20 protein-coding genes are annotated in these 21390 nt (G+C 66.9%); 7 read left to right on the top strand and 13 right to left on the bottom strand.

All coding sequences use genetic code 11. The annotated features are described in order from the left end of the window. Window positions 1-54: 54 nt before the first annotated feature. From EP380_RS21035 to EP380_RS21025, 3 genes are read right to left on the bottom strand one after another with little or no spacing between them, the layout of a single operon-like run. A complete protein-coding gene (locus EP380_RS21035; RefSeq protein WP_420845891.1) occupies window positions 55-1692 on the bottom strand; it encodes an ABC transporter ATP-binding protein in 1638 nt (545 codons plus the stop codon). Then, window positions 1682-2605, bottom strand: coding sequence for an ABC transporter permease (locus tag EP380_RS21030; RefSeq protein WP_127600545.1), 924 nt, complete (start codon window positions 2603-2605; stop codon window positions 1682-1684). Before EP380_RS21030 ends, EP380_RS21035 begins: the two co-directional genes overlap by 11 nt. Beyond that, window positions 2602-3558 carry an ABC transporter permease gene (locus EP380_RS21025; RefSeq protein ID WP_106573060.1) on the bottom strand — a complete coding sequence of 319 codons (957 nt, stop codon included), beginning with the start codon at window positions 3556-3558 and terminating at the stop codon, window positions 2602-2604. The genes EP380_RS21030 and EP380_RS21025 overlap by 4 nt, the downstream gene beginning before the upstream one ends. A gap of 221 nt (window positions 3559-3779) precedes the next feature. On the opposite strand from EP380_RS21025, the gene EP380_RS21020 reads away from it, so the two are divergent. Both EP380_RS21020 and EP380_RS21015 read left to right on the top strand, forming a co-directional pair. Beyond that, window positions 3780-5345, top strand: coding sequence for an ABC transporter substrate-binding protein (locus EP380_RS21020; RefSeq protein WP_127600544.1), 1566 nt, complete (start codon window positions 3780-3782; stop codon window positions 5343-5345). 197 nt (window positions 5346-5542) lie between these two features. Further along, window positions 5543-6769 (top strand): M24 family metallopeptidase, encoded by a 1227-nt coding sequence (locus EP380_RS21015; protein ID WP_127600542.1) that lies wholly within the window; start codon window positions 5543-5545, stop codon window positions 6767-6769. A 54-nt stretch (window positions 6770-6823) separates the two neighbouring features. On the opposite strand, the gene EP380_RS21010 is transcribed toward EP380_RS21015, so the two are convergent. Further along, complete coding sequence (locus tag EP380_RS21010) at window positions 6824-7996, bottom strand: aromatic ring-hydroxylating oxygenase subunit alpha (RefSeq protein WP_127600540.1); 1173 nt, start codon at window positions 7994-7996, stop codon at window positions 6824-6826. Window positions 7997-8065: 69 nt separating this feature from the next. Between EP380_RS21010 and EP380_RS21005 the strand changes: the two genes are divergently transcribed. From EP380_RS21005 to EP380_RS20995, 3 genes are all read left to right on the top strand, one after another. Then, window positions 8066-8689: a cupin domain-containing protein gene (locus tag EP380_RS21005; RefSeq protein ID WP_106573064.1), complete on the top strand. Its 624-nt coding sequence runs from the start codon at window positions 8066-8068 to the stop codon at window positions 8687-8689. Between the two features lie 72 nt (window positions 8690-8761). After that, window positions 8762-11173, top strand: coding sequence for an FAD-dependent oxidoreductase (locus EP380_RS21000; RefSeq protein WP_127600538.1), 2412 nt, complete (start codon window positions 8762-8764; stop codon window positions 11171-11173). An 88-nt stretch (window positions 11174-11261) separates the two neighbouring features. Next, window positions 11262-12365 carry a mandelate racemase/muconate lactonizing enzyme family protein gene (locus EP380_RS20995; protein WP_127600536.1) on the top strand — a complete coding sequence of 368 codons (1104 nt, stop codon included), beginning with the start codon at window positions 11262-11264 and terminating at the stop codon, window positions 12363-12365. Here EP380_RS20995 and EP380_RS20990 read toward each other — a convergent pair. Then, window positions 12362-13324: a DMT family transporter gene (locus EP380_RS20990; RefSeq protein WP_127600534.1), complete on the bottom strand. Its 963-nt coding sequence runs from the start codon at window positions 13322-13324 to the stop codon at window positions 12362-12364. The two genes, EP380_RS20995 and EP380_RS20990, sit on opposite strands and share 4 nt — an antisense overlap. An 80-nt stretch (window positions 13325-13404) precedes the next feature. Between EP380_RS20990 and EP380_RS20985 the strand changes: the two genes are divergently transcribed. Continuing rightward, on the top strand, window positions 13405-14799 hold the full coding sequence (locus tag EP380_RS20985; RefSeq protein ID WP_127600532.1) for an aminotransferase-like domain-containing protein: 1395 nt from the start codon (window positions 13405-13407) through the stop codon (window positions 14797-14799). 81 nt (window positions 14800-14880) lie between these two features. Here the strand turns inward: EP380_RS20985 and EP380_RS20980 are convergent, their stop codons facing one another. Next, a complete protein-coding gene (locus EP380_RS20980) occupies window positions 14881-15717 on the bottom strand; it encodes a universal stress protein (protein WP_127600530.1) in 837 nt (278 codons plus the stop codon). 111 nt (window positions 15718-15828) lie between these two features. Then, window positions 15829-16104, bottom strand: coding sequence for a c-type cytochrome (locus EP380_RS20975; RefSeq protein ID WP_238719969.1), 276 nt, complete (start codon window positions 16102-16104; stop codon window positions 15829-15831). A 442-nt stretch (window positions 16105-16546) separates the two neighbouring features. Here EP380_RS20975 and EP380_RS20970 point away from each other — a divergent pair, with 442 nt between their 5' ends. Beyond that, window positions 16547-17317 carry an SDR family oxidoreductase gene (locus tag EP380_RS20970; RefSeq protein WP_106573071.1) on the top strand — a complete coding sequence of 257 codons (771 nt, stop codon included), beginning with the start codon at window positions 16547-16549 and terminating at the stop codon, window positions 17315-17317. Window positions 17318-17378: 61 nt separating this feature from the next. Here the strand turns inward: EP380_RS20970 and EP380_RS20965 are convergent, their stop codons facing one another. From EP380_RS20965 to EP380_RS20945, 6 genes are read right to left on the bottom strand one after another with little or no spacing between them, the layout of a single operon-like run. Then, window positions 17379-17774, bottom strand: a complete 396-nt coding sequence (locus EP380_RS20965; protein ID WP_106573072.1) for a CBS domain-containing protein — start codon at window positions 17772-17774, stop codon at window positions 17379-17381. Continuing rightward, on the bottom strand, window positions 17771-17938 hold the full coding sequence (locus EP380_RS23645) for a hypothetical protein (protein WP_164749937.1): 168 nt from the start codon (window positions 17936-17938) through the stop codon (window positions 17771-17773). The genes EP380_RS20965 and EP380_RS23645 overlap by 4 nt, the downstream gene beginning before the upstream one ends. Window positions 17939-17950: 12 nt before the next feature. Then, complete coding sequence (locus tag EP380_RS20960; RefSeq protein ID WP_127600527.1) at window positions 17951-18913, bottom strand: FAD:protein FMN transferase; 963 nt, start codon at window positions 18911-18913, stop codon at window positions 17951-17953. A gap of 2 nt (window positions 18914-18915) precedes the next feature. Beyond that, window positions 18916-20136, bottom strand: a complete 1221-nt coding sequence (nqrF, locus tag EP380_RS20955) for an NADH:ubiquinone reductase (Na(+)-transporting) subunit F (protein ID WP_127600525.1) — start codon at window positions 20134-20136, stop codon at window positions 18916-18918. Further along, complete coding sequence (gene nqrE / locus EP380_RS20950) at window positions 20133-20735, bottom strand: NADH:ubiquinone reductase (Na(+)-transporting) subunit E (RefSeq protein WP_106573075.1); 603 nt, start codon at window positions 20733-20735, stop codon at window positions 20133-20135. The genes nqrF and nqrE overlap by 4 nt, the downstream gene beginning before the upstream one ends. Beyond that, window positions 20732-21379: an NADH:ubiquinone reductase (Na(+)-transporting) subunit D gene (locus EP380_RS20945; protein ID WP_420845886.1), complete on the bottom strand. Its 648-nt coding sequence runs from the start codon at window positions 21377-21379 to the stop codon at window positions 20732-20734. The genes nqrE and EP380_RS20945 overlap by 4 nt, the downstream gene beginning before the upstream one ends. Window positions 21380-21390: the final 11 nt, after the last annotated feature.

Genomic DNA, 21390 nt, shown 5'->3' with positions numbered 1-21390 from the left:
CCACCGACGTGGCGCATGAGCGGGCTGCCTGTCAACCGGGGGAGGTGCCGCGGCTTATGACTGTGCCGGCGCCATGCGCGTCTGGCGGATTGTGTCGAGCCAGTCCGGGTCCATTTGCGGGACCGAGGCCAGCAGCAATTCGGTATAGGCGTGATGGGGCGGCACGAAGATTTCCTCCTTCGGTCCCTGCTCCACCACTCGCCCCTGATGCATGACGACGACCTCGTCTGCGATCGCCCTGACGGTGGCGATGTCGTGGGTGATGAACAGATAGGAGACCCGCAACTCCTCCTGCAGCCGCATCAACAGCTTGAGGATGCCGCGTGCGACGAGCTGGTCGAGGGCCGAGGTCACCTCGTCGCAGATGATCAGGTCCGGCTCGGCGGCGAGGGCGCGGGCGATGCACAGGCGCTGTTTCTGCCCGCCCGACAACTCGCCCGGATAGCGCTGCAGAAAGGCCTCGCCGAGCTCGATCTGGTCGAGCAGTTCGACCATCCGCTCCTTGCGCGCGGCGCCGGTCATGCCGTGGAAGAAGGTAAGCGGCCGCCCCAGAATCTCGTCCACCCGCTGGCGCGGGTTCAGCGAGGTGTCGGGGGTCTGGTGGACGAGCTGTATGCGCCGGCGCAGCACGCTGCTGCGCTCGCGCAGCGTCGGCTTCAACTCTTCGCCGTCGAAGCGGACCGTTCCCCCGGTGCAGGGCAACAGGCCCGTCACCACGCGCGCCAGCGTCGACTTGCCCGATCCCGATTCGCCGACGATCGCCACCGTGGTGCCTTCGGCCACCGACAGGCTGACATCGTGCAGCACCTTGCTCGCGCCATAGGCGGCGCTGACGTCGCCGATCTCGAGGATCGCCCGGCCGACATGCGAGCCGACCCGGCGCGCCGCGCCCGATGCCAACAGCTCGCGCGTATAGGCGGCGTTCGGGCGTTCGAGCACGCGCCGCGTCTCGCCCTCCTCGACCAGCTCGCCATAGCGCAACACCATGATGCGGTCGGCGAGCTGCGCCACCACCGCGAGATCGTGGGTGATGTAGATCGCGGCGGTATTAAAGTCCCGCACGACGTCCTTGATGGCGGCGAGCACCTCGATCTGGGTGGTGACGTCGAGCGCCGTCGTCGGTTCGTCGAAGACGATCAGGTCGGGCCGGCAGGCCATCGCCATCGCCACCATGGCGCGCTGGAGCTGGCCGCCCGAAACCTGGTGCGGGAAACGGTCGCCGATCGTCTCGGGATCCGGCAGGCGCAGCTTGCGGTAGAGCGCGACAGCTTCCTGGCGCGCCGTCGCGGCATCGCAGGCGCCGTGCAGGGTCGCCACCTCGACGAACTGGTCGATGATGCGATGGGCCGGGTTGAACGACGCGGCCGCCGACTGCGCCACATAGGCGATGCGCACGCCGCGCAACCGGCGCAGCTCGTCTTCGCTCAGCACGTTGAGATCTGCGCCGTCGAACAGGCTGACGCCGCCGCTGATGCGACAACCCGGCCGCGCGTAGCCGAGCGCTGCCAGGCCGATCGTGGACTTGCCGGCGCCCGATTCCCCGATCAGGCCGAGCACCTCGCCGCGCTTCAGCGTGAGGTCGATCCCCTTGACGATCTCCACCCAGCCGGCGTCGTTCTGGCCCTCGATGCGCAGCCCGCGCATTTCCAGCACCACGTCGTCCCGCGGGTCGGACATGTTTTCACGATTCATCATGCAGCCCGCTCGTTTCATGCAGGAACCAGTCGACGACGAAGTTGACGCCGACGGTCAGAAGCGCGATCGCCGCGGCCGGCAGAAGCGGCGTGATGTCGCCATAGGTGATCAGGATGGCGTTGTCGCGCACCATCGAGCCCCAGTCGGCCGTCGGCGGCTGGATGCCGATCCCCAGGAAGGACAGCGAGCTGATCAAGAGGAACACGAAGCAGAACCGCATGCCGAACTCGGCGATCAGCGGCGGCAGGATGTTGGGCAGGATCTCCCGGCGCACGACCCAGCCCAGCCCCTCGCCGCGCAGCCGCGCAACTTCGACGAAATCCATCACCACGACGTTCATGCCCGCCGCCCGCGCCAGCCGGAACACGCGCGTGGAATCGAGCACGGCGATGATGACGATCAGGGTCGGCACCGAGGTGCCGAAGATGGTCAGAAGCAGCATCGCGAAAATCAATTGCGGGATCGCCATCAGCACGTCGACGGCGCGGGCGAGAAACTGATCGAGCCAGCGTCCGACGGTGGCCGCCAGCAGCCCGGCCCCGCCGCCGATGATGAAGGCCAAACAGGTGGTCACAAACGCGATGCCGACCGTGTTGCGTGCGCCGTAGATCAGCCGCGTGAAGGTGTCGCGTCCGAGATTGTCGGTCCCGAGCGGGAACGCGTTCGACCACGGGCTGAACTGCGCGCCGACGACCTCGCTTTCGCCATAGGGCGCGATCAACGGCGCGAACACGGCCACGATCACGTAGACCGCGATCACGGCCAAACCGAACCAGGCGCTCCACGGCGCCGCGCCGAGGCTCTTGGCGAACGCGCCGGCTGCGGCGCGCAGGCCGCCGGCGGCCGGTTGACCGGCATTGCCGCTGTCCGGCGGCGACGCGGCCTCGTAGGGTCTGGAAGGATCGCTCATCGCGGATACAAAAGCCTCGGATTGGTCAGGATCGACAGAATGTCGGCGATCAGGTTGAGCATCACATAGGTGGCCGCGAAGATCAGGCTGCATGCCTGCACCACCGGCACGTCGCGGCGCTGGACCGAATCCACCATCAGCTGCCCGAGGCCGGGATAGACGAACACCACCTCCACGACGACGACGCCGACGATCAGATAGGCAAGGTCGACGGCCACGACGTTGATGATCGGCGCCAGCGCGTTGGGCAGGGCGTGGCGGACGATCAGGCTGTAGCGCGTCGCCCCCTTCAGCCGCGCCATCTCGATATAGGGGCTCGCCAGAACGCTGATGATCGCGGCCCGGGTCATGCGCATCATGTGTGCGGCGACCACCAGCGTCAGCGTCAGCGCCGGCAGCGCGGCCAGGTGCAGCGCCTCGCCGAAACCGTTGCCCGGCCGCATCGTCGACAGGCTCGGGAACCAGCCGAGCTGCACCGACAGAAACATGATCAGGATATAGGCGACGAAGAACTCGGGGAACGACATCCAGGTCAGCGTCACCAGATTGGTGAGACGGTCGAACAGGCTGCCGCGATAGAGCGCCGTCAACAGGCCGAGCATCAGCGAGACCGGCACCGCGACGCAGGCCGCGACCGCGGCCAGAAAGACGGTGTTGCCCAGCCGCTCGCCCATCAGTTCGGATATGGCGCGCCCGTTGGCGAGCGAATTGCCGAGATCGCCGCTCAAAAGCCCCGAGAGCCAGTCGAGATAGCGCACGTGCAAAGGCAGATCGAGCCCAAGCTCGCGCCGGAACGCCGCCACCGTCTCCGGCAGGGCCGAGCGGCCGAGGATTTCGGTGGCCACGTCGCCCGGCAGCATCGACACGCCGAGAAAAATGATCAGCGAGACGATCCACAGCACGAACACACCCAAAGCCAGGCGCTTCAAGACCAGCGTCAGTATGTTCCCCATCGAGCTTCCGGTTGTCCGAATGATACAATCGTTTTTCTATAGACAGGTTAATAAAACAATCGTACGCTCGTCAATGAACAAAACGCACACCAGCGCCAGTCCCCGAAAAAGGCCGCGAACGAGGAGCGGTCGGGGCCGGGCGCGCGGTGCCGGGAGAACGCGTCGCTGCCGACCGCCCCTGGCGGCGACGGCCCGCACGAGGGGCGAAAGGGAGAGTTCGAATGAATCGTGATCCGTCGAAATCGTGGAACCTGTCGCGGCGCGCCCTTCTGGGCGGCGGCGCGGCGGCCATTGCGTCGATTGGCCTTCCGGGCCTTGCCGGTCGCGCCGCGGCCGCGACGCCAAAGCGAGGCGGAATCCTGCGCGTGGGCTATTCGCAGGGCGGCACGAGCGACAGTCTCGATCCGATGACCTATTTCTCCGATCCGCAATACGCCTATGGCTGGATGTTCGGCAACAATCTGGTCGAGCTCGCGCCGGACAAGAGCCCGATGCCCGAACTGGCCGAAAGCTGGGAGGGCAGCAACGGCGCCAAGACCTGGACCTTCGTGCTGCGCAAGGACGTGGAGTTCACCAACGGCAAGAAGCTCACCGCAGCCGACGTGGTCTATTCGCTCAAGAGGCACATGACGGACGATTCGAAGTCCGCCGCCAAGGGGCTGCTGGAGGGGATTTCCGACGTGCGCGCCGACGGCGACCACGTGGTGGTGGTCGAGCACGCGACCGGCGATGCCGACGTTCCGGTCATCCTCGCCGATTTCCATTTGCAGATCATTCCCGAGGGCTTCAACGACTGGACGACCTTCATCGGCTCCGGGCCCTATATCCTGGAACGCTTCCAGCCCGGCGTGACCTTGTCGGCGCGCCGCAACCCGAACTACTGGAAGCCCGACCGCGCCTGGTTCGACGGCATCGAGTTCACCTTCATCAACGACGCCACCGCGCGCGCCAACGCGCTGACCACCGGCGCCGTCGACGCGGCAGACCGGATCGAGCCGAAGATCGTCAACCTGATCCAGCGCCAGCCCAATCTCAAGCTCGTCGAGACGATCGGCAGCACCTACGTGGCAAGCTGCATGGACGTGCGCGAAGGTCCGTTCGACGACAACGACGTGCGTCAGGCGGTCAAATACGCCATCGACCGCGAGGCGCTGGTCGCCAGCGCCTTCTCCGGCTTCGGCGAAGTCGGCAACGACCATCCGATCGCCAGCAACGATCCGTTCTTCAACAAAGACCTGGCCCAGCGCCAGTACGACCCCGAAAAGGCCAAATGGCATCTCAAGCAAGCCGGGCTGAGCTCGCTCGACCTGGAACTGAGCGCCGCCAATTCCGCCTTTGCGGGCGCGGTCGATTCGGCCGTGCTGATGCGCGAGCAGGCCCGCGCGGCCGGCATCAACCTCAACGTAAAGCGCGAACCCGACGACGGCTACTGGTCGAATGTGTGGATGAAGCGCCCCTATTTCATGACCTATTGGGGGGTACGCCCGACTCCGGGCATGATGTTCTCGCTCGCCTTCCAATGCGACGCGCCTTGGAACGAATCGCGCTGGTGCGGCGAGCGCTTCAACCAGCTCCTGAAGGCGGCGCAGACCGAACTCGACGCCGAAAAGCGGCGCGGGATGTACCAGGAAATGCAGGCGCTGAGCCACGACGAAGGCGGCAACTGCATCTTTGCCTTCCCGGCCGCGCTGGACGGCTACAGCGACCGGGTGGCCGGCGTCGAACCCGACTTGGTCCGCACCATGTTCGGCTCGCGCCTGGCCGAGCGCGCCTGGTTCGCCGACTAGCGCTCGATCCCGAAAACCGGGTGCCGGTTTTCGGGTCGGCACGCGCCATGCCGAGCGCTGGACCGCGAGGGCGTTTCGACCGAGCGCCATAGCGGTCGTGGACAGGTTTTTCCGGCCCGCTTCGGCGGCCGGCGTCTGAAAGCAGTTTTGGACGCCGGCCGCGTTTTTTCATCATCCAACGAAGTGGATAGCGTGTCATGGCTTCCCCTGACGAACTCGTCGCGGCCGACCTGTGGAGCGATCTCAGGACCTATCGCGACATGCCCGACATCGACATGGAACGGCTCTATGCCTATCGCCTCGGGCGCCTGCGCGGCGCCCTGCGCGAGACCGGCGCGGCACTTTGCGTGCTGGTGAGCCCAATCAGCCTGCGTTACGCGGTCGACTATCGCACCTACGGGCTGTTCCAGTCGCATGTGCCGACCACCTATCTGTTCGTGCCGGTCGAGGGACCGTTGGTGATCCACGGCGTCTACGGCACGCCGCCGATAGTCGACGAAACGCGCCCGGCACGCCCGCTCAACTTCTTCGACGGCGGCCACGAGCTGAGCGAGGCGGCGCGGCTGTTCGCCGACGACGTGGTGCGTTATCTGGCCGAGATCGGCACCGACAACCGGCGCGTGGCGGTGGAATATGTCAACCCGAGCATCACCCAGGCCCTGCTGCAGCGCGGGCTCGAGGTGATCGACGGCGTCACCGTCTCGGAGGCGGCACGGGTCATCAAGTCGGCTGACGAGATCGCCTGCATGCGCTGGGCGATCGGGGTGGCCGAACTAGGCATCGCCAAGATGAAGCAGGCGCTTCGTCCCGGCGTCACCGAACTGCAGCTCTGGGGCCTGCTCAACTACACCAATCTCGCCAATAACGGCGACTGGCACGACGGTCGCATGCTGGCGTCCGGACCGCGGATCAATCCCTGGCTGCAGGAGGCGACCCAGCGGCAGGTGGAGTCCGGCGACCTTGTCGGCTTCGACACCGACATGATCGGCCCGTTCGGCTATTTCGCCGACATCTCGCGCACCTTTCATTGCGGGCCGGCCAAACCGACCAGGAGGCAGAAGCAGCTCTACCGCCTCGCCGTCGACGAGATCGACCACAATCTCGCCCTGCTGCGCCCGGGCCTCACGCTCTTTGAGTTTCAACAGCAGGCGCTGGTGCTGCCGGAGGAATATCACGCCAACGCCTATACCTGCCTGATCCACGGCGTCGGCATGGCGGACGAGTATCCGCGCGTCAATCCGGTGTTCGGCACGCCGTCGCATTATGACGGCACGCTGGAGGTCGGCATGGTGGTGTGCGTGGAAAGTTATGTCGGCGCGCTCGGCGAGCGCGACGGCGTCAAGCTGGAACAGCAGGTGCTGCTGGTCGAAGACGGCTACGAGCTGTTGTCGACCTACCCTCTCGAAGACTGTCTTTTGGACTGACCCAGGCGCGGCCCGGCGGCCGCGACGGGCTGCCGCCGAGCCCTTTCCAGGTTGTTATGGCGCCATGACTTTCTCGACGATGCGGCGGCCGAACTGATGGGTCGGCCCTTCCCAGTGCGGCGAAAGCCGACCGCCGTCATAAGCGGGCGACCGCCGTCCCTGCTGCAGCAGCTCGAGCACGCCGATATCCTCGCGGTTGAGATCGTCCCACATCTTCATCAGCGCCGTGCGCGGTTCTCGGAAGGTTTCCGCCGTCGCCGCCTCCCCGACGAGAAACACATGCAGCTCCTCGCGCGTCAGGTCGGGCGCGACCGGATAGGAGACCAGCAGGGTGAATTGGTCGGGATAGACCTCGGCGGCGAAGTGGGGAAAACACAGGAACCACAGGCCCCGCTGCGCGTCCGCCGGCGGCAGGCCGGGATAATGCGGCAGCCCGTCCCCGCGCCCTTCCTCAACCTGCGGAAAGACGTAGTCGTTGTAGAAGACATGGTCCTGCCACTCGCCCGACCAGCGGATGTTCATCGGCGCGAACTTGATCAGGCGCGGATGCACGGCAAAGACGTGATACCCCTCCATGTAGTTCTCGTAGACCAGCTTCCAGTTGGCCCGCACCTCGAATTCCAGCTTCCCGGCCCAGCGGATCGCCGAGAAATCGTAGGAGCCGGTGCGCCGCAGCAGCGGCGCCAGCCAGTCGGCGAGCGGCTGCGCGTCGCCCGACACGTTGACGAAGATGCAGCCGTTCCAGACCTCGGTACGCACCGCCACCAGATCGAGCTTGTCGCCGCCGCCATTGTCGAACCGATCGACCTGGTCGGGTCCGAGAAAATGCGGCCGGGCGCGCAGCTTGCCGTCGAGCCCGTAATTCCACGCATGGTAGGGACAGGTCAGGGTGGACTTGCGACACGGCTCGGTGACCAGCCGGGCGCCACGGTGCCGGCAAACATTGTGGAAGGCGCGCACGATACCGTCCCGGCCGCGCACCACCACCAGCGGCGCGCCGCCGATCTCGATCGGTTTCATCGCGCCGGGTTCGGCGAGTTCGGCCTCCGCGCCGGCAAACACCCAGGAGCGGCGAAACACACGCTCCTGTTCCAGGGCGAGCCATTCCTCCGACCAGTAGGCCGCGTTCGGCAGGCCCGACGCCTCCTCGATCGGCGCGAAGGCCTGCGCAAGCCCCTCCTCTCCCAACAGGGTTCTGACCCTGGCCGTCACTTCGGAATGCTGCATGACATTCGCCTCGTTTCAAAAATAACAGCCATATTGACACCATATGAAAATTATGATGTCAATGTTTTCATGATAAGCAAAAAACAGACATCAAAAAGGCAAAAAACGCCTGCCGAACACCTCGGCGGCGAGCTTAGGAGCCTGCGCAAGGCGCACGGGCTCAGCCTGAAGCAGCTCGCGGAGAAAAGCGGCAAGTCGCTGAGCTTTCTCAGCAAGATCGAGCGCGGTCTGGCGCGGCCGTCGATCACCGCGCTGCAGGACATCGCCGAGGTTTTGGGCGTGCCTATCGGCTGGTTCTTCGAAACCGAGGGACCGGTGGCGGCAAATGAGCGCCCCTATGTCGTGCGCGCCGGCCGCCGCCGGCGCCTGACCTATTCGGGCGTCGCGTCGACGGACTATATGGGCTTTCAGGATCACCTTTTGTCGGCCAATCTCGACGGCGAGCTGGCGATGGGCATCTCGCGCTACGAACCCGGCGGCTCGACCGGCGACGATCTTTACGCCCATCAGGGCGAAGAGGCGGGCCTGGTGCTGGAGGGCGAGATCGAACTCACCCTCGGCGACGAAGTTTTTGTGCTGCGCCCCGGCGACAGTTTTTCCTTCCCCTCGAAGATTCCGCACCGCTATCGAAATCCCGGCCAGGTGACCGCGGTCGTGGTGTGGGCCAACACGCCGATCTCGCTCAGGCGCTAGGATCGCCGCTCCCAAGAACGGTCCAAGTCCCCGCCGCCCGGAGCTCCCCTCGCAAAAGATGGAACAGGACGAATGCGCAAACATGCCCGCGTTGTGGTTATCGGCGGCGGAAACATGGGCACGGGTGTGCTCTATCATCTGGCCCGCGAAGGCTGGACGGACTGCCTGCTGCTGGAAAAGGCGGAACTGACCTCGGGCGCGACCTGGCACGCGGCCGGGCTGGTGAGCCGCATGGTCGCCGGCCACGCGCTCGGCTCCATCCACGATTACGCGGTCGATTTCTACAAGTCGATCGAGGCCGAGACCGAGCAGTCGGTGAGCTGGCACGGATGCGGCTCGCTGCGCGTGGCGACCTCGCCGGACCATCTCGACTGGATCCGGCACATACGCGACACGGTCGTGGCGCGCGGCCAGGTGGCCGAGATCGTCTCGCCGGACGAGGTCGCGCGCCTCAATCCCCTGTACGACACCAAGGCGGCGGGCGTGTTGGCCGGGCTCTACACGCCCGACGACGGCCATGTCGACCCCGCCGGCACCTGCTTCGCGATGGCCAAGGGCGCCCGCATGATGGGCGCCGAGATCGTGCGCCGCTGCCGCGTCACCGGCGTCACCCGCCTGGCCTCGGGCGAATGGGAGGTTCTGACCGACCAGGGCCATCGCATCGTGTGCGAGCATGTGGTCAACGCCGGCGGCTACCACGCCAGGCAGATCGGCGCCTTCTCGGGCCTCGACCTGCCGATCACCACCATGCAGCATCATTACGCGATGACCGACGACGTGCCCGCGTTCGCCGCCATGGGCCACGAGATTCCGGTCACCCGCGACGACTATTTCTGCGGCTATATCCGGCGCGAGCAGAAATCGGCGCTGATCGGCCTCTACGACAAGCAGGCGCCGCAGACCGCCTGGCTGGACGGCTGTCCCTGGGATTCCGAAAACGAGCTCTTCGAGCCCAATCTCGACGGCATCCTGCCCTGGCTCGAGCGCTGTTTCGAGCGCTGTCCGTCCCTGTCCGATATCGGCATCAAGCGCATCGTCAACGGCGGCATCACCTACACGCCCGACGGCGCCATGCTGCTCGGCCCCGCCCCCGGCCTCGCCAATTACTGGCTCGCCTGCGGCGCGACCGTCGGCATCGCCTGGGGGCCGGGCGCCGGCCGCGCCCTGGCGCAATGGATCGTGCACGGCAGCGCCGAGATTTCCACCCGCGCCTTCGATCCGCGCCGCTTCGGCGCCTGGAGCGACGCCGGCTATGCCCGCCGGCGCGCAACCGAGGACTACACGCTGCGCCAGGCCATGCCGTTCCCGCAGATCCAGCGCCGGGAGGGGCGCGACATCCGCCTGTCGGGCGCCCACGCACATACGAACGCACTGGGCGCCGTCTACGAGGAGGCCGGCGGCTGGGAGCGGCCGCGCCTCTACGCGCCCCGGGAACCGGCCGGCTGGCGCCGCACCGCCGCCTTCGACACGGTCAACAAGGAAGCGCTGGCGGTGCGCGAGGGCGTCGCGCTCGGCGATTTTTCGGCCTTCGCCAAGTTCGAGCTGACCGGCACCGAGGCCGAAGCGTTCCTGAACCGGATCTGCGCCAACCGGATGCCGAAGGCCGTCGGCGGCACCTGCCTGACGGCGATCCTTAACCGGCGCGGCACTTTCGAGGGCGAGGCGACAGTCGCCCGGCTCGGACCGGAGCGCTTCTGGTTCGTGACCGGCGCCCCCTCCGAACGGCGGGTCTGGGACTGGCTGACCGTCCACCAGCGCGGCAACGAGGCGGTGACCATCGTCAACCGGTCCGACGAGATCGGCATCCTCACGCTCGCCGGCCCGCGGGCACGCGACGTTCTGGCCCGCGTGAGCGGCGCCGACCTGTCCAACGCCGCCTTCCCCTGGCTGCGCGCGCGAGAGATCGACGTCGCTGGGATTCCCGTCATCGCGCTTCGGCTGTCCTTCGCCGGCGAACTGGCCTGGGAGCTACACGCGCCGAACGACGCGCTCGGCCGGTTGTGGAGCACCCTGTGGGCGGCGGGCGAGACCTTCGCCATCGCCCCCTTCGGGGCCAAGGCCCTGGATCTGCTGCGTCTCGAAAAGGCCTATCGCGGCGGCCACGAACTCGCCAATGACGTCTCGCCGGTGGAGGTCGACATGATGCGGCTGGTGAAGCTCGACAAGCCGTTCGTCGGCCGCGAGGCGCTGATGGAGCGCATGGAGCGGACGGACGGCGCGCGCATCGCCTATCTCGAGATCGACACCGGCGACGCCGACGTCCTCGGCGGCGAGGCGGTGTTCTGCGGCGCGGCGCGGGTCGGCGCGGTGAGCTCGGGCGGCTACGGACCAAGCGTCGGCCGCAGCCTGGCGCTTGCCTTCGTCGCGGCCGACATGGCGACGCCGGGCACGGCTTTGACCGTCTCGCTGCTCGGCGAACGGCGCGCCGCCACCGTGCTTGCGCAGCCCGCCTACGATCCCGGCAATCTGCGTTTGAAGGCATAGCGCCGGCCACGGACGGCGCGGCAACGGCGACCGCCCAAACCCGCGCCCTCGGATAGTCCCCCTGTCTTTTTGGAAAAGGCACAACACCATGAAGATCACGCGCATCCGCGTCTATCGCAAGGACCTCACCTATGTCGGCGGTATCTACCGCTGGGGACGCGGCAACGCGATCACCGTCGCCGCGTCGACCGTCGTCGTCGTCGACACCGATGCCGGCCTGTCGGGCGCCGGCGAGTTCTGCCCCTGCGGCGACAATTATATGGAAGCCTTCGGCCACGGCACGGAAGCCGCCGCGCGGCTGCTCGCGCCGGCGCTGCTCGGTCAGGATCCGCGCCAACTATCCGTGATCGAGCGCCTCATGGACAACACCATTCGCGGCCACGGCTACGCCAAGGCGCCGTTCGACGCGGCGTGCTGGGACATTCTCGGCAAGGCGACCGGCCAGCCGGTGTGGATGCTGCTCGGCGGCCGGCATACCGACGGCGCGCCGCTCTACAAGGTCGCTCCCCAGAACGCGCCCGATCAGATGGTGGCCGAGATGAATGCGCTGCGCGAAACCGGCTACCGCCAGTTCCAGGTCAAGGTCGGCGCCGACTGGGTCGAGGATATCGAGCGCATCCGCGCCACGGTGCCGAACCTGCTGCCGGGCGAAAAGGCCTTCGCCGACGCCAACCAGGGCTGGCGCGTCGACGAGGCGATCCGCGTGGCGCGCGCCACGCGCGATCTCGACTACACGATGGAGCAGCCCTGCCAGACCTACGAGGAGTGTCTGCAGGTGCGCCGCCGCATCGACCTGCCGATGAAGCTCGACGAGTGCGTCACCACGATCGACATGGTCCAGCGGGTCATTCGCGACCGCGCAGCCGAGGTGGTGTGCCTGAAGATCTCCAAACAGGGCGGCCTGTCGAAGGCGCGGCGCATGCGCGACCTGCTGATCGACAACCGTATCCCCGTCGTCGCCGAGGACAGCTGGGGCGGCGAGATCACCACCGCCGCGCTCGCTCACTTCGCCGCCTCGACGCCGCAGGAATTCCTGATCAACACCACCGACCTGCACAATTACAACAACGAGCGCACCGGAACGCCGCTGCCGCCCACGCGGAACGGCAGGCTATACGCGCCCGACGCGCCGGGCCTGGGCGTGGAACCGGATTTCGACAGCCTCGGCGAACCGGTCGCCGTCTATGGCTAGGCATCCGTCGCGGCCGTAATCCTGCGGACCTTGTCCTGTCGAAGACCGGCCAGCGTCAGCCCGTAGATACAGGCGACGACGACCGCCAACGCGACGATCTGGTACGCCGCGATCGTATCTCCCAAAAAAGGCACCGCCAGCACCATGGTCAAGGCCGGCCATGGTGCGGTGATCGAGCTGGCCAGCGACACGGCAATATGGCGCACGGCATAGAACCAGACGATCAGTTCCAGGAAATAGACCAGCCCCATCACCGCCGAGATCGGGCGCATCACCGCCTCGATTCCCCTGAGCAGTCCAAACGGCAGCGCCACCGTCAGCACGACCGCCAGGAACACGGTGGAGATCGCGACCCGGAAAAAGGTCACCTGGGCCGGCGTGATCGGCGTCGTGTTGAGCTCCTCCTTGATGATGACGTGCGCGATGCTCCACAACAGCGGCACACCCAGGCAAACCAGGAACCAGGGCGACATGCCCGCTATCGTGAACGTGCCGCCCGTGCCGAGAAAATAAAGCGATCCGATCAACACAGCCGTCAGCGCGAGCTCGGCGGCCGTCTTGCGTCGCCCCAAAAACAGGCTTTCCCACGCGATGGAAAACAGCGGATAGGCCTGGATGGCGATGGCCGCGTTGGCGGCGCCGGCTCTGTCGACGCCAAGAACGTAGAGATAGGTCGACAGGCCGAACAAAGAGCCTGTGAACACCGCCACCGCCCCCATGCGCCTGCGTTCGCGCCGCGACAGCCCGGCCGCGAAAATGCCGCGTGTGCCCCGCTTGAGCTCGATCCCGAATACCGGCAGGGCAAACACCACCTGCCACACCGAAAGGGCGAAGGCGAAGGCAAGAGCACCGGTCGCGGCCGAGCCGAGATTGGAAATGATCGGCATCACGCCGAGAAGGCCCAGGCTGACCAGCGAGAGCGCGATGCCCTTGCCGGCGGACGGCGTAGAAATTCCCATCGACCTATCCATGCAAATTGCATTGACGATGCCAAAAATTGAACTCAATATTGCATTGATTCAATCGAAACATTGCGCTGATGGCAATTTGGATTCCAGATCTCGACGGCCGCACCGGACCCAAATATCTTCAAATCGTGGCCGCCATGGCCGAGGACATCGCCTCCGGCAAGCTGGCGGCCGGCGCCCGCCTTCCACCGCATCGCGAGCTCGCCTACAGGCTCGCCGTCTCGGCCAACACGACCGCCCGCGCCTATGCGGAAGCCGTGCGCAGGGCGCTGCTTCGCGGCGAGGTCGGGCGCGGCACGTTTGTCAGGTCGCCCGACGGCCGGAAGGACGGCGAGACGGCAAATAGCCTGCACCGGACGCGAAGCGGACCGATCGACCTGTCCCGCAACCTGCCGCTACAGGGGTTTGCCGAACCGCATGTCCGGCGTGTTGTTGAGGAGATAGCGCACGGTTCGCGACTGCCGGCGCTGCTGGACTACCAGGCCGACGACGACCTCGCGTTCCATATCCGGGCCGGACAGGCGTGGCTGGATCATTGCGGCGTGAGCGCCGGACCGGACGAAATCGTCGCGACCGCAGGCGGACAGCATGCCGTTTTGTGCACATTGATGGCCGTCCTGCAGCCGGGCGATCTGCTGCTGACCGAAGCCCTCACCTACATGCCGGTGCGCGCCATGGCAGCGCGTCTGGGCCTGCATGCCGCCAGTGTCGCGATGGACCGGGAAGGTGCGATCCCCGAGGCGTTTGAAGACCTCTGCCGCCATGCGCATCCCAAGGCCTTCTACCTGACCCCCACCTTGCAGGCCCCAACGACCGTCACGCTTTCGCACGAGCGGCGCCGGGCGATCGCCGATATTGCCGGCCGCCACGGCGTGATCCTCATCGAAGACGACGTGTTCGGACCGCTCAAGGCCGACCGCCCGGCGCCGCTCGCGACACACGCACCCGACCACACGGTCTACGTCACCAGTCTCTCGAAAACGGTTGCGCCCGGTCTGCGGGTCGGCTTCGCGCGCGCAGCCGAACATCTGCTGCCCGGCCTGCGCCACGCGGTCAATGTGAGCGTCTGGATGACGCCGCCCCTGACGCTGGAAATAGCCGCACGCCTGATCGTCGATGGCACTGCGGCCGAACTTGCCGCCCGCCAGAGACAGGTCGCCGAGCAGCGGCAGGCGCTGGCGCGCGCCCTGCTGGGCGACAGCGGCCTGGTTTCCGACCCGCACGGCCTTCATGTCTGGATGCCGTTGCCCGAGGGGTGGCGCGCCGATGCGTTTCGCGCGCGCTGCGCGCAACACGGCGTCCTGGTGAGTGAGGCCCGCAGCTTCGCCGCCGAAGCCGCCGGCGCGCCCGACGCCGTGCGGATCTGCCTGAGCCACGAAATCGACGAAGCGCGACTCCAAAAGGGCCTGCGAAAGATCGCGCAACTCCTGCACGACAAGACGGGCAATTACGAACTGGGCCTTTGAACGCCGGCCGATCACCCGCGCGCCCGTCCCCGGCCGCGCTCGAAACTGCCTAGCCGGCCCGACCTTTATCTGCGGGCAGGTTCAGTGGGAAAGCAGGACGGGCATCAACAGATCGCTCAACACCCCTTGCGTCGCCCCGCCGAGCACGAAATCGCGAATGCGCGAATGGCCGTAGCCGCCCATCACCAGGAGCTTGGCCCGCGCCTCGATCGCCGTCTGCTGAAGCGTCTCGGCGATCGGGCAATCCTCGGCATGGACGGGCACCGCCTCGGCATTCAGGCCTCGTGCGCGAAACACGCCCGCCAGCCGCTCGCCGGCATCCTTTTCCTCCAGCGGCTTTTCGTCCAGAACGGTGACGACCGAAATCCGCGACGCCCGTTTCAGGAACACGCTTGCGTCCGCCACCGCGCGCGCGGCCACGCGACCGCCGTCCCAGGCGATGGCGACGTGGTCGAAATGAGAAATGTCGGAGAGTTCCGGCAACAGGATGGTCGGCCGGCCCGAGCCGAACACGACGGCCTCGGCGGTCGCGCGCGAGGTCGCGTTGCCCGCCTCCCAGCCGATCAGGCTCATGTTGAAATACCGCGCTTTCCTGGCGGCGGTGTCGGCCAGCATCGCCAGCGGTGCCGCAACGGTCTCGGTGGCGACCTCAACGCCGATCCGCGCGGCCTCGTCGCGCAGCAATCCCAGCAGGTGCGCGCCGCGCTGTCGGCTTGCCGCCTCCGCCTGCCGGATCAGGGCGGGCGTGTCGAGCAGCCATTTCGAAAGCACGTTGGCCGTGTCGGGAATATCGGCCTCGATGGCCAGTGCGTGCAGACCCGCATCGATCGCGGCGCCCACACGCACCGCATGCTCGGCAAACGCATCCGCGTTGGCTTCCGGATAGGTAACGAGGGGAACGAAGGCTTCGAGTCTCATGAGCGTCCTTTCCAGCCCGCGCACTATCGCGCCCGCGCAGGGCCATCGCCTTGATCTGTCTCAAACGGCGGCCGCCTGGCTCGCGGCGTCTGACGACGCGCGGCCGGGAGCCTAAGGATTGAGGCTTTTGATATAGGCGATGATGGCGCCGATCTGTTCGGGAGCGGCGACGAATTCCGGCATATCGGGATGACCGGTCGACAGGCCCTCGGCCAGCGCTTCCTCGAGCGATTCGATCGGATAGCGCTGGGAAAGCGTGCGCAATGGCGGCGCGTCCGGATGAGGGCTGGCGTCGGTCGACCCAGTCGCATGGCACTGCGCGCAATTGGCCTCGATCAGCGCGCGACCGTCCGCGACCGGCCGCTCGTCAGCCCGGGCCTGCGACATGGCCGCCAGCACGACGCCGAGGGCGGCGAGAACTCTGATCATCTTTTCCTGTCTCCTGCAGTTTCGGGTTTGTGCCCGCGCGAGGCTGACACCGCATTGACCTGGCGCAAAGGATGGATCGGCCGCGCCAGGCCCTTGTTTGGGAACCTCCGGATCGAGACCGCCGGACCGGGCCGGCGATCATCCGCCACCGCCCTATGCCAGCCCATCGGCGCCATGACCACGCCTGGAGGCGCAAAACCCGATCGCGCGGTTCGCGCCGCCGGCTCGGCAGGCAGGCGTTCGCGCTACCCGCCAGGGGTGGTCGGGCATAGTCGCCGCCTGCGGCCCCAGCGCCGTTTTGCCGACGAAACAAGCCTCGGCTTGATCCCCGTCAAGGCGCGCCCGCGCCAAATCCGTTCTTCTGGAAAACCGTCAAGGAAGAGATCCGGAGTAGCACGAGATGGGACTTGTTTCAGGAAAGATTGCGCTGGTTACGGGTTCGGGCGCCGGCATCGGCCAGGCGACCGCGGTCAGGTTTGCGGCGGAAGGCGCCAAGGTGGTGGTGTCGGACGTAAACGAAACGGGCGGCGCGGAAACCGTCGAACTGATCCGCAAGGACGGCGGCGAGGCGATTTTCGTCAAAGCCGATATCTCGTCCGCCGCCGACGTCTCCGCGCTGATCGCCAAAACGGTGGAGACCTATGGCCGTCTGGACTGCGCCTGCAACAATGCGGGTATCGAGGGCAAGATCGCGCCGCTGGCCGAACAGGATGAGGCGGATTTCGACCGCGTTCTGACGATCAACGCCAAGGGCGTCTTCTTGTGCCTGAAGGCCGAACTGGCGCAGATGGCGTCGAATGGCGGCGGCGCCATCGTCAATCTGGCCTCCGTCGCCGGCCTGGTCGGCTTTCCCGGCCTCGCGCCCTACGTCGCCTCCAAGCACGCCGTCAACGGCCTGACGAAGAACGCGGCGTTGGAATACGGCAAGCACGGAATACGCGTCAATTCGATCTGCCCGGGAGGCATCGACACCCGCATGCTGGACTCGCTCGCCGAGCAGTCGACCGACGGCGCGCAGACATCGGCGGAAATGATGGACCCCATGCATCCGATCGGGCGGATCGGCCGGCCCGAAGAGGTGGCGGAACTGATCGTGTGGCTCTGCTCTCCACGCGCCTCCTTCATGACCGGGGCAAACGTCCCGGTGGACGGCGGCTACGTCGCGCAATGAGCCTCCGGCCTCTGCCGGTCGCGCCGCTGCGGTGGCGCGATCGACCTCCGCACGCCGCTCCTCACCAGGTCTCGATCAATCCCCGCAGCACGTCGCTGCGGCTGATCTGACCGGCGAGACGACCGTCGCGCAGCACGGGAAAGCGGCGGAAATGGCTCGCAAGGAAGCGTTCGGCCGCCTGTACAAGTTCCATCTCGGCCTCGAGGGTCTCGACCTGGGTGGCCATATAGTCTCCAACCACGCCGCCCCACTCCCGATAATAATGCGAGCTGAGCGCGGCCTTGAGACAGTCCTTCTTGGACAGCATGCCGATCAGTTGGCCCTTGTCGTCGACCACGGGCGCGCCGGAAAGCCGCGCGTCGAGCAGGATTTTCATCGCCTTGTTGATTTCCATCCCCGGGGTCAGCGTCACCAGTTGCGTGGCCATATAGTCGGCGATCTTCGGCCTGGCTTTCATGGCGTGCGCCTCGTCTTGCAGCCGCAGGCCGCACAATCCGCGCCGTCGCCGCCCGAAAGCCCGCCGCACGAACCGCGGATCGGAGCGCGCCCGAACAGCAGCCCGAGCGCCAACCCGCCGATGGACAGCAGGATCAGGAAAAGCGTGAGAAGAAATGTCTGCATGCCCGCCTCCGCTCAAAGCAGCCGCGCCTGGAAGCCGGCGGTGGCGACCTCGCGCGCATCGTCCATGACGAACAGCGCCTCGATCGCCGCGCGCCGGGCGAATTCGGGGCCCCGCCGCGCGCCCATCCCGTAAAGCGCCGTGGCCAACGCATCCGCCGTCATCGCCGTTTCCGCCGCCACCGTGACCGAGGCGAGAGCGGAACGCGCCGGCGCGCCCGTCGCCGGATCGATGATGTGGCCGTAGCGCCGTCCGCCATAGGCATAGCCATTGACCGCATCGCCGGACGTGGCCAAAGACATGCCGTCGAGCGCGACCGCGCGCTGAAGGCCGCCTTGCGGCAGCGGCCGTTCGATGCCGATCCGCCAGCGCCGGCCCGACGGGTGGCGGCCGATGGCGAAAACCTCGCCGCCGAGTTCCAGCACGAAATCGGTCATGCCGCGCGCGCGGCACACGGCGACCATGCGGTCGAGCGCATGGCCCTTGGCGATGCCGCACAGATCGAGCGACAGGTCCGGCCGCGCCTTGCGCGCCGCGCCGTCGGCCACCTCGATCTCGCTGGGCCGGCCGGCCCGGCCCTGACGGATCGGGCCGAAGCCGTAGCGGCCGACCAGCGGGCCGAGCGTCGGGTTGAAGGCGCCGTCCGTCAGGGCCGCTACGCGCAGCCCCTCCGCCGCCACCGCGCAGCTCGCCGCCGACAGCGCCTGCCAGCCGGTCGTGGCCGCGCGGTTGAAACGCGACAGCTCGCTGTCGGCGCGAAACGGCGACATGGCGCCGTCCACCGAGGCGATGACCGCCGCGAAAGCGCTTCGGATCGCCCCCGCGTCCAAGGGCACCGCCGCCACGAGGGTCCAGGACGCGCCGAAAGCCGGGCCACGCAGGACACGCTGCCCGGCCTCCGCCGCCTCGGCCGGCAGGGCCCCGGCCAGCACCGCACCGCCTGCAAAAAGCATCAGATCGCGTCGGGACAGTTTCATGGTCAGACTCCGAAATCGTCGAAGAAGATGCTGTCGGGATCGACACCGATCTCGTCCAGCATGGCCAGCACCGCCTTGATCATCAGCGGCGGGCCGCAGAGATAATATTCGCAATCCTCGGGAGCCGGATGGTCGGCCAGATGGTCGCTCAGCACGACGTCGTGGATGAAGCCGGTGGCGCCCTTCCACGCGTCGCCGGCGGCCGGTTCCGAAAGCGCCGGCGTCCAGGAAAAATTGGCATGGTCGGCCTGTAGGGCGTCGAACTCGTCCTGATAGAAGAGGTCCGCGCGGCTGCGCGCACCGTACCAAAAACTCATTCGTCGCTTTGTGCCGAGGCGCTGGAGCTGATCGAAAATCATCGCCCTCAAAGGCGCCATGCCGACACCGCCGCCGACGAACACCATCTCGCGATCGGTCTGGCGCGCGGCGAAATCGCCATAGGGCCCGGCCACGGCGATTTCGTCTGCGGGCTTGCGGTCAAACAGCCACGACGACACGATCCCCGGCGCGGCACCATCGACCGTGGGCGGCGGCAGGGCGAGCCGGATCAACAGGACGATGCGGCCGGTATCCTGCGGCCGGTTCGCAATCGAATAGGCGCGCGAGGTGGAGCCGGCGCTGTGCGAGACGAGCGCGCGCAGCCCGAGCCGTTCCCATGTCTCACGATAGGCGGGCGCGACGTCCAGCTCGGCGAAGCGCAGATCATGGGCCGGGGCGGTCACCTGCACGAAGGCGCCGGCGCGAAAATCGAGCCTTTTCCCGGATGGCAGCTCGAGCACGATTTCGCGGATCAGCGGCGACAGCATCCGCGTCGACAACACCCGGCAAACCCAGCTTTCCACGCCCATGATCTCGTCGGCGACGCCGACGTCGAGGTCGTTGCGCACGCTCACCTGGCAGGCCAGGCGCACCCCTTCGCGCATCTCGCGACGGGTGAGCTTGGCCGCCTCCGTGGGCGCGGGCGCGCCCGCGCCCTGCTCGACCGTGACCCGGCACTGGCCGCACGTGCCCTTGCCGCCACAGGCGGCGGGCACCGGCACGCCGCCATCCGTCAGGATTTCCAGCAGTTTCATACCCGCCCGGCCGTGCAGGGTCTTTTCCCCGTTCACGCGCACCGCGACGCCGACACTCGGCAACAGCAGCGCCCGCGCGGCGACCACGATCGAAGACAGGATCAGCACGACCGCAACGAACAGGACCGCGCCGAGGACGATTTCGTTCATGGCAGCCGCACCCCGGCAAAGGCCGAAAAGCCCATCGACATCAGCCCGGCGACGATGAAGGCCGAGCCGAGACCCTGCAGCCCGGCGGGAATGTCGGCATAGCGCAGCCGCTCGCGGATCGCGGCGAAGGCGACGATCGCCAGCGCCCAGCCCAATCCGCTGCCCAGCCCGTAGACGACGCTTTCGGCGAAATCGTAACGCCGTTCCACCATGAACAGGCTGCCGCCAAGGATGGCGCACTGGACCGTCAGCAGCGGCAGGAAGATGCCGAGCGCGCCGTAAAGCGCCGGCGCGTAGCGATAAAGCACCATTTCGAGAATCTGGACCACCGCCGCGATCACGCCGATGAAGACCATGAAACGCAGAAAGGACAGGTCGACCTCGGGCAGGCCGGCCCAAGTCCAGGCGCCTTCCGAGAGCAGGAATGTCTGTACCAGATAGTTTGCCGGCACGGTGATCGTCTGCACGACCGCCAGCGCCACGCCAACGCCCAGCGCCGTTTCGAACCGGTTCGACACGGCCAGGAACGTGCACATGCCCAGGAAGAAGGCGAGCGCGAGATTGTCCTCAAGCAGGGCGCGCTGGAAAAGCTCGATCATGCCCGCCTCCGCTGATCGCCGGTGCGCAGTCGAAACTCCGGCTCCTCGGCCTGCTCGGGTTTCCAGGTACGCAGCGCCCAGATCAGGAAACCGATGATGAAAAACGCGCTCGGTGCCAGCAGCATCAGGCCGAGCGGCTGGAACCAGCCGCCAGCCTCCACGGTGGGCAGAACGGAAAAGCCGAGCAGCATGCCGGTTCCGAAAAGCTCGCGGATTGTGCCGACCACGACCAGGATCAGGCTGTAGCCGAGACCGTTGCCGAGACCGTCGAGCGCGGCGGCGAGCGGCGGATTGCGCATCGCAAAACCTTCGGCGCGGCCGAGCACGAGGCAATTGGTGATGATCAGCCCCACGAAGATCGAGAGGCGCTGGCTCATGCCGTAGGCATAGGCCCTGAGAAGCTGATCGACGACGATGACCAGCGAGGCGATGACGGTCACCTGCACGATCAGCCGGATCGAGGACGCTATATGGTTGCGCATCAGGCTGATCAGGAAGCTCGCGGCGACGGCCGTGAAGGTCAGGGCCGCGCTCATGGTCAGCGAGGTCGCCAGCGACGTGGTGACGGCGAGCGCCGAGCAGATGCCGAGAATCTGCACGGTGATCGGGTTGCCGTCGAGGATCGGAAACAGAACTGTACGCAAGCCGGCGCGCC

The organism is Nitratireductor alexandrii (assembly GCF_004000215.1).
Classification (GTDB): domain Bacteria; phylum Pseudomonadota; class Alphaproteobacteria; order Rhizobiales; family Rhizobiaceae; genus Mangrovimarina; species Mangrovimarina alexandrii.
The sequence above is the reverse complement of the archived record's forward strand: the minus strand, read 5'-3'. Positions and strand labels throughout refer to the sequence as shown.

Bases quoted from the DNA above. Each gene is read 5' to 3' on its own strand.
- EP380_RS21035 (WP_420845891.1), bottom strand. From the start codon at position 1,692: ATGAATCGTGAAAACATGTCCGACCCGCGGGACGACGTGGTGCTGGAA.
- EP380_RS21030 (WP_127600545.1), bottom strand. From the start codon at position 2,605: ATGAGCGATCCTTCCAGACCCTACGAGGCCGCGTCGCCGCCGGACAGC.
- EP380_RS21025 (WP_106573060.1), bottom strand. From the start codon at position 3,558: ATGGGGAACATACTGACGCTGGTCTTGAAGCGCCTGGCTTTGGGTGTG.
- EP380_RS21020 (WP_127600544.1), top strand. From the start codon at position 3,780: ATGAATCGTGATCCGTCGAAATCGTGGAACCTGTCGCGGCGCGCCCTT.
- EP380_RS21015 (WP_127600542.1), top strand. From the start codon at position 5,543: ATGGCTTCCCCTGACGAACTCGTCGCGGCCGACCTGTGGAGCGATCTC.
- EP380_RS21010 (WP_127600540.1), bottom strand. From the start codon at position 7,996: ATGCAGCATTCCGAAGTGACGGCCAGGGTCAGAACCCTGTTGGGAGAG.
- EP380_RS21005 (WP_106573064.1), top strand. From the start codon at position 8,066: ATGATAAGCAAAAAACAGACATCAAAAAGGCAAAAAACGCCTGCCGAA.
- EP380_RS21000 (WP_127600538.1), top strand. From the start codon at position 8,762: ATGCGCAAACATGCCCGCGTTGTGGTTATCGGCGGCGGAAACATGGGC.
- EP380_RS20995 (WP_127600536.1), top strand. From the start codon at position 11,262: ATGAAGATCACGCGCATCCGCGTCTATCGCAAGGACCTCACCTATGTC.
- EP380_RS20990 (WP_127600534.1), bottom strand. From the start codon at position 13,324: ATGGGAATTTCTACGCCGTCCGCCGGCAAGGGCATCGCGCTCTCGCTG.
- EP380_RS20985 (WP_127600532.1), top strand. From the start codon at position 13,405: ATGGCAATTTGGATTCCAGATCTCGACGGCCGCACCGGACCCAAATAT.
- EP380_RS20980 (WP_127600530.1), bottom strand. From the start codon at position 15,717: ATGAGACTCGAAGCCTTCGTTCCCCTCGTTACCTATCCGGAAGCCAAC.
- EP380_RS20975 (WP_238719969.1), bottom strand. From the start codon at position 16,104: ATGTCGCAGGCCCGGGCTGACGAGCGGCCGGTCGCGGACGGTCGCGCG.
- EP380_RS20970 (WP_106573071.1), top strand. From the start codon at position 16,547: ATGGGACTTGTTTCAGGAAAGATTGCGCTGGTTACGGGTTCGGGCGCC.
- EP380_RS20965 (WP_106573072.1), bottom strand. From the start codon at position 17,774: ATGAAAGCCAGGCCGAAGATCGCCGACTATATGGCCACGCAACTGGTG.
- EP380_RS23645 (WP_164749937.1), bottom strand. From the start codon at position 17,938: ATGCAGACATTTCTTCTCACGCTTTTCCTGATCCTGCTGTCCATCGGC.
- EP380_RS20960 (WP_127600527.1), bottom strand. From the start codon at position 18,913: ATGAAACTGTCCCGACGCGATCTGATGCTTTTTGCAGGCGGTGCGGTG.
- nqrF (WP_127600525.1), bottom strand. From the start codon at position 20,136: ATGAACGAAATCGTCCTCGGCGCGGTCCTGTTCGTTGCGGTCGTGCTG.
- nqrE (WP_106573075.1), bottom strand. From the start codon at position 20,735: ATGATCGAGCTTTTCCAGCGCGCCCTGCTTGAGGACAATCTCGCGCTC.